This window comes from Leptolyngbya sp. DQ-M1 (genome assembly GCF_039962505.1).
Taxonomy (GTDB): Bacteria; Cyanobacteriota; Cyanobacteriia; order Leptolyngbyales; family Leptolyngbyaceae; genus Leptolyngbya.
The window spans coordinates 745,992-755,738 of the sequence record NZ_JAMPLJ010000003.1; the positions used below are offsets into that span (position 1 = coordinate 745,992).

The following is a 9,747-nucleotide window of genomic DNA, read 5'->3' on the forward strand; positions in this document are numbered from 1 at the left end:
TCTTAGGATGGAGAAGTTCGCGACTCGCTCTGAAAATGCCTTCAATCTACAAACCGACAAAAGCTGAAGTTCACGCCGCTTACAATACAACGCTGCCGGATATTATTGCGCCAAATCTCAAAGTTCTGTTTAGCGGGATTAATCCCAGTTTGTACAGTGCAGCCGTGGGACACCATTTTGCCCGTCCTGGGAATCGATTTTGGAAAGCCATCCATTTAGCTGGATTTACCGATCGACTCTTATCTCCGTTTGAAGACAGAACCATGCTCGATCGTGGTTTCGGCTTAACCAATTTAGCTGCTCGTGCAACTGCAAGAGCCGATGAGTTAACGAATGAAGACTTAGCGATCGGGCATCAGGATCTCGCCGAAAAACTCGAACAATATCAACCGAAATATCTAGCCGTTTTAGGAGTGAGCGCTTACCGAACGGCGTTTAAGCAACCGAAAGCGCAAATGGGACTGCAAAAAGAGCTGCTACACAATACAACGATTTGGGTGTTACCAAATCCGAGCGGTTTGAATGCTCACTATCAGATCAAGGATCTGGCTGAGGTGTATGGGGAATTTTACGAATTTGCAACACAAAGTTAATCTCAGGCGTCTAGACTTAACAAAAGTTTAAGCTTTGAGAGGAATGCCATGTCGATCGTTCATGCGCTCAAACCTAGATTGAATAGTGCTTTCAAGCAGTTGATGTCGGTTCATTGGTGGATGAGTGGAGCGTATCTTGTTCTGTTCGTGACGGGAACGTTCATGTCACAACTCGATCGCTCTGTATCTTACCGGGGTTCGCTGTACGATTTTCATAAGTCGATCGCAGTGCTATCGATGGCGCTGCTGACTTGGCGGATTTTTCTGCTGTTGCAGGTGTGGTGGAAGAAATACACGAAGCGTCTTCCAAAATTTACGCCTGCTTGGTTTAAAACACTTGCACTGCATACAAGTTTGTATGTATTTATGTGGGCAGTTCCAATAACTGGATTTTTACTCTCAAACTCGTTCCGTCCTAACAATGTCAAATTCTTTGGGATTGTTTTACCGGATCTATTTCCCCAAAATGCTGCGATGGCGGAAGTCGGGCGTAATGCTCACTTTTGGCTGTCTTACACATTTTTGGCGTTCATTGTTCTGCATACGATCGCACAATGGAAAGTAGCTCGCGCTCATTGGCGACGGTTTAGCAATTTCTTGAAACTAAAATCTAAAACGGTTCGGACATGAAGCAGGTTTTTTGGAGTGCTATCGTAACGGGGTTATTGATATCAGGGTGTACGCCTGTTGCTTCAGTGGATGGCACTCCAACTAGCATTCGGATCATGCCGCTTGGAGATTCGATTACACAAGCCGATCGCAATCACAATAGTTATCGTCGTCCGTTGTGGCTTAAACTTCGAGCCGCAGGCTATGACGTGAATTTTGTCGGTTCAACAAAGTCTCATTATTTAGGAAATGCGCCTAAATCTGATTTTGATCAAGATCATGAGGGACATTGGGGTTGGCAAGCGGATGAAGTGTTGGCTCAAATCGCTCGCTGGTCAGAAGTCGCTAAACCCGACGTTGTATTACTTCATTTAGGAACAAACGATATTCTAGGCGGACAGAGTTTTGACGGTACGATCGCGGAACTGAGACAATTAATTGAGACAATGCGGCAACGGAATCCTCACTTAAAGATTCTGATTGCACAGTTGATTCCTTCGTCGGGTGGTGAAGCCTTAACCCAACAGTTTAATCAACAAGTTGCGGCGTTGGCTCGATCGATAAATTCTCAAACAAGTCCAGTCATTCTAGTCGATCAATTTAGCGGATATGATGTGCAGCAAGATACATACGATGGACTGCATCCAAATGAAGCCGGAGAACAAAAAATGGCAAGTCGCTGGTTTCAATCCTTAAACAAAGTGCTGCCTAAAAAGCCCTAACGATTCCATGCATCCCGGTACATAAAATGACCCATCAGAAACAGAATAACTCCTGCTCCTAAAAATAGAATTTGCCAAAAACTTCCAACTTCAAAGCTTAGACCTACGGGCATAAAAGCCGTTCCAAGCATCCACATAACGTATGTGAAATTGCGGCGCGATCGTGATTCAAAATCCATAACGATTAATCAGAACTCTTAGCTTTACCGTAGCGATTCTGTCGATCGTTATCCTGTCTCCTGCAGTAGAACTACTCTCTGTCTGTTGTTAGAGATGTTTTGCCTTGTACCCAATCAATTTGTTAATGCTACAGATCCTTTGCCCCCTAAGTCCCCCACTCGTGGGGGACTTTGAGATATTCAATCCTTCTTTGGCTTGAAGTCCCCCAGAATGGGGGATTTAGGGGGCTTGCAAGATCTGTAGCGATTAAAGATCAATTTGGTATTAGTTGGAGAGAGTTGCAAATTAGAAACCATTTCGTTAACAATATTTGCAGAGCGTTCAAGGAAGAAATTAATGATCTCGAATCCGCTTGTTTCAGTGATTATTGCTGCTTACAATGCTGAGGCATTTATTTCAGACACGCTAAAGTCAATTTTGGCGCAAACTTACCGCAATTTTGAAGTGATTGTGGTCGATGATGGGTCAAACGATCGCACGGCGGAAATCGTGCGATCGTATATGGCAATTGATGATCGTATTCAACTGATTCAGCAGGAAAATTCAGGAGTCGCTGCTTCTCGAAACTTAGCAATTCGGCAGTCTTCTGGTCTATATATTGCGCCGATCGATGCTGATGATATTTGGTATCCCGAACGGTTAGAAAAGCACGTTCATTGTCTAGAAACTGCTGATGAATCCATTGGATTAGTTTACTCTTGGTCAACATATCTTACTGAAACAGGCAAGATTAAAGGCTACTCACCTTTTGGTCAGCTTGGAGCAGTTGAAGGAAACGTTCTAGCCGTTCTTGTGTTCTACAACTTTCTCGACAATGCAAGTACGGTAATGTTCCGTCGAAGCTGTATCGATACGGTGGGGGATTACAACACTGAACTAGAAACTTGTGAAGACTGGGATCTGTTTCTCCGGATTGCTGAACATTATCACTTTGCGATCGTTCCAGAGTATCTCATCGGCTATCGGCAATATAGCGGCAGTATGTCTACGAAATGCACCACAATGGCGCACTTTTACGAATTAATTATGTCGCGAGTCTATGCGCGTCACCCGGAGCTACCCAGTTCGGTTCGTCAATGGGCAAACACCGCTTTTTACAACAACTTACTGAGCAAAAGCTATCTTGCGGGCAATTATCGCTTGATGTTTCGGTGGCTCTATCGCAGTTTGAAAGGAGATTTCGCGCTGTTGCTGCGTCCAGGAATTTATAAAGTGACACTGGTTGCGATTTCTAAAGCTCTAACTCGCCCGCTACGGAATTTTACTTCAAAGCGATCAGTTTCAAAGCCGTTATCCCCTTCAACGATCGCGATCGAAACTCAACTCCCCGCTCCTTCACATTCCAACGTCTGGAAGCCATACGATTTAGTCATCCGACACCGTTGGCAACAGATGGTCAAAACAACTCAGCTTTAGAAACGGAGAGGGGGGGATTCGAACCCCCGTTGAGTTGCCCCAAAACGCATTTCGAGTGCGCCGCATTCAACCGCTCTGCCACCTCTCCAGGTGCATATGCTCAATTAATATACTACAGGAATGAAGCTTCTGGCTCATCAACTTCTAAAGTTGTCCTAAATCCCTGATTTTTTGACCATTGCAATCCGCCCTCTGCTTGGGTTTGGTAAACCTGAACTTGACCCACCTGCAACTGACGCAGCGTTTCAGGGTGAATTGTTCTCGAATAGGCGATCGCGACACTCGGCTGCATTTGTCCTAACAATCTCGGATGCAATCGCCGTCCCGACCACCAAAGAATTTCATTACCACTTAAATGATTGCCTAACGCTTGCCGCTGACTAACATTCGGTACATCTTTCAGCCATAACCAGCGTCGTTGTTCAACGCCAAGCTGTAAAATCGTTGGCTCGATGCTCAATGCTTGAATGTCGATTGTGCCTGTTTTAATCACTTGTCCGGTTGTAATCGGTAAATGCTTGCCTTTTTGTGCTGTTAATTGCTGGATTGCTTCAAGTGAGACGGCTGGCTGTTTTTCACCAGAGAAGTCGTAGAGCGATCGAATGGGCAATTCCTTGATCAACGTACTCCAACCTTCTGAAGGAGACGCTGCCACTGCCCAATCAATCCGGTTAACCCCTTCCTTTTGCAAAAACGGCAGGATTGTGAATCGTACCGCATCCACATCACCGCTATTAATCAATCCAACCCGTCCATGATCCTGAACAACCATGACCGGAGTTTGACCCACCGATAATGCGGTGACTTGTAATAAGCTCGATCGCACATACCAAGCGGGAATAAAGACCAAATTGATTCCAACTAGAAGAAACGCCCACCATTGCCGTTGGAATCGAGGAAATATCCAAGGTGTGCAGAGCAATCCATACAGTACGAGCATTAATAGGATTGAAATCGTGCCAACTGCGATCGAATTCCCTGGCAATTGACAAACAAACTTGACTCCAGCAATTAACCAATGAGTTGGATAGTACAAGAACGGTGTAGTAATGTTTGCGATCGCGGGTGAAATCAAGTTCAATACCGCATTAATAATTCCGCCAATGCTAATAAATGAGATCAACAAAGTCGCAGCAACGTTAGCGGGAATGCAATAGGGAGAAACGATTCCAAATGAAAATAGCTGTAAAGGTAATGTCCAGATAAATGCGGCGATTGGAACAGCGATCGCAGGAGCAATCACACTCGGCAACCAATCTAACCGTTTTGAAATCGCCGGAACTGTAACCAACAATCCCAACGTTGCGAGAAAGCTAAACTGAAATCCTAAATTCCAAATCCACAATGGATTGACGATTAACAAAATAATCGCCGCAATTAACAATGTGTTTAACGGCTTGGTGTATCTTTCCAACAGGATTCCAAGCAGAACCGCAAACCCCATGATCACGGCTCGAAACACCGCAGGCTGCATTCCCGTCAGCCCCATAAAAACGATTAATCCTGTCGCACCCGCTCCAAACTGTATCGCTTTAGGAAATCGCCGCGTCAACGCTAACAACACGCCTAAAATCAGCGTGACTTGAAATCCTGATGCTGCTAACGCATGAGACAACCCAATCTTACTAAAGGCATCTTTAACATCAACCGGGATATCAACGACGCGCCCACCGATGACCATTGCGCTGATCAGCGATCCTTCTACGTTCCCGAACTGTTTCGCTTGCGATCGCACGATCTCCCTTTGAATCATCCACCATCCCCATGTCGGCTTCTGATTCGTGTCGAGTAGTCGAATTGATGTTCCTTTCAGCCCTGCAAAGCTGCCTTCTTGCGCCAAGTATTTCTGAAAATCAAATCCGCCCGGATTCATTTTCGGCTTCGGTTTGTAGAGATTGCCTTGAATGGCGATCGCTTGTCCCGGATACAAGTCCTCTCCGTCAATCTTTGACAACGTGACATAGAGCTTTCCGTCCGCTTTCTGCTCTCCAACCTTTGTCACATTGAGCCAAACCTGCCGATTGTCTCTGCGTGTTAACTTCGGCAGCGATTCAACGATTCCCGATACGGTCACTTCTTGCCGCTCTTTCGGGACAAATTGGCTCACGTCGATCGCGCTCGGTTGCGGTGTCCGAAGCTGTAGATAAAACCCCGCCGCCAGTCCAATCAATCCTGCAATAATCCAGACCTTTGCGATCGTTCGTCTCAGCTTCAATCTTGAAAGTACAAGCGCACAAATCACACCAGAGATGAGTACGATCGCGCCTCCAAATGGAACTGCGGTCATTAGCAATCCGACGATGTAAGCCAAACACCAAATGACCACACTGGTAGAAGCCATCTTTTACTCTTTGTCATGCAGGATCTGTTTATGGTGAATTTGATCAGGTTTCTCGCTGCGATTTGAGCGGCTTCTTGCCCCCTAAATCCCCCATTCTGGGGGACTTTGAAGGTTAAAACACTTCTTAAATATAGGGAATCCCTCTTCTCTAAGTCCCCCACACGTGGGGGATTTAGGGGGCAACCCAAATCCACAATCGCAGCGAATTTTCTCAATCAAACTCACGCTGACTTAAGAGTGCCCAAAAATTTCAGTAACCACAAAAAAAGGAGTCAGCCGCAGCCAACTCCTAATCAGCTTTTGCAAATGTTTTTAGATCGAGAGTCCGAGCATAATGCCAAATACACCGTGAAGCAGTACGATTCCAGCGATCGCAGTGCCTAAGTAAGCGTGAAACAGTCTCAACCCTGGCTTATTTCCTCCAAATCCCGCCAGCGAAACTGCTCCATTCAAATACAGCAATCCCAACACCACCATCCCAGTCAAGAAATGCGGACTCTCTAGAATCGACTTCTTCTGCATCACCAGCGACAAGATTCCGCCCGTTGCTCCCAGCGTCATAAACAGCACAACTAACGGCATCAGCTTCCGGTGATCCGCCCGATTCTTTAACGCCACTTCCTTATCTTCTGCTAACCGTCCCCGCCATCCAGCCCAAGCCGAATAGCCTCCCATCACCAAAACCACAATTCCCATCATCACCGGATGTCCCCAATGAACGATCGGCTCTGGCAAATTCAAAGAGCGAAAAAATTGCGCGATCGGCTCCAGCATTTCACTCAAATTTGTACCCATGTTCTCCCTCTTGCGTCACCGTTAAGAAATATTAAGAGCATTTTATGAGAAGAAGGGTTCAAGTGCTGAAATTCAAAGCGTTTCCTGATAAAAAAGCGATCGCTTCCTAATGTTGGAGATGCGATCGCCATTGTGCAACCTTTCTCTTTTCTAACTATGCGCTCTGCTCCTCGTCAGCCATCCGCGCCGCCTTCGCTCTCATGCGGGTCGCGCTGCTCTTCCGAATCCGCTCACTCTTCCGCATTCCGCCCGCCATCTCATATTCCCGACTATCTTTGCCATACTTGAACGCCACTCCGATTAACATCTTGTCAATGAAGTCGCCCAAGCTTTTCTCTAGTTCATCAATCTCCTTTTTCGACGAGTCGAGCCTTGCTAAAGCGAGATTGTAGTCTTCGAGTCGATCGCGCAATCGATTCATCTGCAAACTCATCTGCACCAGACTCCGCGAATCCCCAAAGTCCATTACGGGATCGACTGCTTTCAATCCAGAGATTCGGAGTTCAGCTTTTTCGAGAATTCGGGAGGTTCGTTTCTGACGAGTCATAAATGCGCTCCTTTGTAAACTATTACTGTCAGCTTGGCTCATTTGTACTGTGTTTCAGTTCAGCAAAAAGCGCGAAGAATTATATTTTCTCTGTTAAGATTCTGAAGCAATTTGAGTAGCTGTGCTGATAATATTTCTTCTTGCTCAGCGTAATCACGATCGGCTTAGCAAAAATGATGCGTTAAGTTGAAAAAATCGCGACGTTCCTAACGACAAGCGCGATTTTTCTAAGTAAAATTTCGATTTTTTGTTAAAAATCACGATGTTTCTAACGACAAGCGCGATGTTCCTAACGACAAGCATGATTTTCTGTTAGAAGTTGCAGTTTTGGTTAGAGCGAAGGGGAAATGAACAACTTAATGCGATCGCTCCATGCTTTACTTCTTTGGGCAGACTGACTGTAACTCCTCATTGATAATTGATCACTTCAAGTTGCTACAAGAAAAACAAGGAGCAAACATGAGACTCCAAACAAGCTGAACCACTGTGTTATCCTCGCACTAACACGCTTCTAAAGCTATTTGTATGACATCTTCATCGCCAGTCTTTCACAGCGATCGTGAAATCTTAGGAGGAACGCCTGTCTTTGTCGGAACACGAGTTTCCGTCAAAACTCTGATGGATTATCTCGAAGCAGGCGACTCCCTCAACGAATTTTTAGATCACTTTCCCTCCGTCAGCCGCGAACAAGCGATCGCAGCTTTGGAATTAGCTAAAGACTGAAGTAGCAATTGTTGTGATGGTTGCATCAACAAATTGTCTACCTGAATTGCTTCCGCTAATTCCTAACGTTTACGATGCGTTGAATGCAATTCAACTAGGTAAAGTGATCGAGAGCGCAATCTGAGCAAATCTTCAATCCCTATCGATTCTTACCGAAATGACAAAAGCGATCGCATTTCCCACTTCAACGTAAATGTGCGATCGCTCAGCATACTGAATCATTTCAGCGATACTAGCTTCTGAGAAAGTTTGAGGCGCTAAATATAGCAAGTAGTATGACAACATTCACCGCCCTAGTAGAGCGAGATACTGACACTAACCTCTATGTAGGTCACATTCCTGGCTTTCCTGGAGCGCATTCTCAAGGTGAAACATTAGATGAATTACGCGAGAACTTGCGAGAAGTGATAGAGATGCCGCTCGAAGATGATCAGGTTACCTTGATCTTCAAATAATCAAAGCGATCGTCCTCAACAATCTAACGGTTGATGAACGATCGCCCTTTTTTCCTACTAAACCGCCTCAACTTTCTCCGTCTTCAACAGCGGAAACCCTAACTCTTCGCGCTGTTTCAGATAAAGCTGCGCCACCTGCCGCGCCAAATTCCGCACCCGCCCAATATACCGCGCCCGTTCCGTCACCGAAATCACCCCACGCGCATCCAGCAAATTAAACGTATGCGAACACTTCAGCACCTGATCATAAGCAGGCAACACTAGCCCACGCTGCATCAGTTGTTCCGCCTCCTGCTCATACAACTTAAACAACGTAAACAGCAACTCCGGATTCGATGCCTCAAAATTATAGGTCGAACACTCAATTTCCCCTTGCAGATGCACATCGCCATAAGTAATGTCATCATTCCACTGAATATCGAAAATCGAGTTCACCCCTTGCAGATACATCGTCAATCGCTCTAACCCGTAAGTAATCTCGATCGACACCGGACGACAATCCAGCCCCCCACACTGCTGGAAATAAGTAAACTGCGTCACCTCCATCCCATCCAACCAAACCTCCCAACCGACCCCCCAAGCACCGACCGCCGCATCCTCCCAGTTATCCTCAACAAACCGAATATCATGATCCTCCGGCGTAATCCCCAACGCCTTCAGCGACTCCAAATAAATCTCCTGAATATTGTCAGGCGACGGCTTAATCAAAACTTGGTACTGATAATAATGCTGCACCCGATTCGGGTTCTCTCCATACCGCCCATCCCCCGGACGACGGCAAGGTTCCACATAAGCCACCGCCCAAGGCTCAGGACCGATCGCCCTTAAAAACGTATGCGGACTCTTCGTGCCAGCCCCCTTCTCCGTATCGTAAGGCTGCACCACCAAACAACCCCGCTCCGCCCAAAACTGATTCAACGTCGAAATTACAGACTGAAAATTCACGATGTCCTATCCTCGTCAACCAAATTCACTTGCCCATTGTCGCGTAAAGCAAGCCGTAGCGGTTGTTTGAGAACAGATTAGAAAAAACTTTCAAAACCTGCTTGACATCCTCCTTCTGTTCCGGCTATATTGATTAAGCGGTGAGGGAAGCCGAGCGAAAGCGACGCACTTCACAGTGCTTGAACCGATATACAACAGAATAGTTTAGAAGCCAGAGAAAGGAAAGCCTTCGTCAAGAAAATGTTCCTAAGTGTTTAGGAACCGGAAGGAAAACCGGAAATAATTACCAGAGCTACAAACATCTATTACAACATGGAGAGTTTGATCCTGGCTCAGGATGAACGCTGGCGGTATGCTTAACACATGCAAGTCGAACGAAAGACTTCGGTCTTTAGTGGCGGACGGGTGAGTAACGCGTGAG

General features: G+C 46.0%; 11 protein-coding genes, 1 tRNA gene and 1 rRNA gene. 7 read left to right on the plus strand and 6 right to left on the minus strand.

Annotated elements, in window-relative coordinates:
* Window positions 1–35 precede the first annotated feature (35 nt).
* Genes mug through NC981_RS13280 form a run of 3 tightly spaced genes read left to right on the plus strand, consistent with a single transcriptional unit; the run spans window position 36 to window position 1,924 of the window.
* On the plus strand, window positions 36–593 hold the full coding sequence (mug, locus tag NC981_RS13270; protein ID WP_348243206.1) for a G/U mismatch-specific DNA glycosylase: 558 nt from the start codon (window positions 36–38) through the stop codon (window positions 591–593).
* A 48-nt stretch (window positions 594–641) separates the two neighbouring features.
* Window positions 642–1,223 (plus strand): cytochrome b, encoded by a 582-nt coding sequence (locus NC981_RS13275; protein ID WP_348243208.1) that lies wholly within the window; start codon window positions 642–644, stop codon window positions 1,221–1,223.
* Window positions 1,220–1,924 (plus strand): SGNH/GDSL hydrolase family protein, encoded by a 705-nt coding sequence (locus NC981_RS13280; protein ID WP_348243209.1) that lies wholly within the window; start codon window positions 1,220–1,222, stop codon window positions 1,922–1,924. The genes NC981_RS13275 and NC981_RS13280 overlap by 4 nt, the downstream gene beginning before the upstream one ends.
* Here NC981_RS13280 and NC981_RS13285 read toward each other — a convergent pair.
* On the minus strand, window positions 1,921–2,103 hold the full coding sequence (locus tag NC981_RS13285; RefSeq protein ID WP_190377259.1) for a hypothetical protein: 183 nt from the start codon (window positions 2,101–2,103) through the stop codon (window positions 1,921–1,923). The genes NC981_RS13280 and NC981_RS13285 overlap by 4 nt on opposite strands.
* 337 nt (window positions 2,104–2,440) lie before the next feature.
* Between NC981_RS13285 and NC981_RS13290 the strand changes: the two genes are divergently transcribed.
* Window positions 2,441–3,520 carry a glycosyltransferase gene (locus NC981_RS13290; protein WP_348243210.1) on the plus strand — a complete coding sequence of 360 codons (1,080 nt, stop codon included), beginning with the start codon at window positions 2,441–2,443 and terminating at the stop codon, window positions 3,518–3,520.
* A 3-nt stretch (window positions 3,521–3,523) separates the two neighbouring features.
* Here the strand turns inward: NC981_RS13290 and NC981_RS13295 are convergent.
* The 4 genes from NC981_RS13295 to NC981_RS13310 form a co-directional block, all read right to left on the minus strand.
* Window positions 3,524–3,608: transfer RNA gene (locus tag NC981_RS13295), tRNA-Ser, on the minus strand.
* A gap of 24 nt (window positions 3,609–3,632) precedes the next feature.
* Window positions 3,633–5,861 carry a ComEC/Rec2 family competence protein gene (locus NC981_RS13300; protein ID WP_348243211.1) on the minus strand — a complete coding sequence of 743 codons (2,229 nt, stop codon included), beginning with the start codon at window positions 5,859–5,861 and terminating at the stop codon, window positions 3,633–3,635.
* A 312-nt stretch (window positions 5,862–6,173) separates the two neighbouring features.
* The gene (locus NC981_RS13305) at window positions 6,174–6,656 is read right to left on the minus strand and encodes a DUF4079 domain-containing protein (protein ID WP_348243212.1); all 483 of its coding nucleotides are present in this window, start codon (window positions 6,654–6,656) and stop codon (window positions 6,174–6,176) included.
* Between the two features lie 154 nt (window positions 6,657–6,810).
* The gene (locus NC981_RS13310; RefSeq protein ID WP_348243213.1) at window positions 6,811–7,203 is read right to left on the minus strand and encodes a hypothetical protein; all 393 of its coding nucleotides are present in this window, start codon (window positions 7,201–7,203) and stop codon (window positions 6,811–6,813) included.
* Between the two features lie 525 nt (window positions 7,204–7,728).
* On the opposite strand from NC981_RS13310, the gene NC981_RS13315 reads away from it, so the two are divergent.
* On the plus strand, window positions 7,729–7,926 hold the full coding sequence (locus NC981_RS13315; RefSeq protein WP_348243214.1) for a DUF433 domain-containing protein: 198 nt from the start codon (window positions 7,729–7,731) through the stop codon (window positions 7,924–7,926).
* 275 nt (window positions 7,927–8,201) lie between these two features.
* Window positions 8,202–8,381, plus strand: a complete 180-nt coding sequence (locus tag NC981_RS13320; RefSeq protein ID WP_348243216.1) for a type II toxin-antitoxin system HicB family antitoxin — start codon at window positions 8,202–8,204, stop codon at window positions 8,379–8,381.
* Between the two features lie 57 nt (window positions 8,382–8,438).
* Here NC981_RS13320 and glyQ read toward each other — a convergent pair whose 3' ends face one another.
* Window positions 8,439–9,326 (minus strand): glycine--tRNA ligase subunit alpha, encoded by an 888-nt coding sequence (gene glyQ / locus NC981_RS13325; RefSeq protein WP_348243217.1) that lies wholly within the window; start codon window positions 9,324–9,326, stop codon window positions 8,439–8,441.
* A gap of 309 nt (window positions 9,327–9,635) precedes the next feature.
* On the opposite strand from glyQ, the gene NC981_RS13330 reads away from it, so the two are divergent.
* Window positions 9,636–9,747 (plus strand): 16S ribosomal RNA (locus NC981_RS13330); the annotation flags it as partial.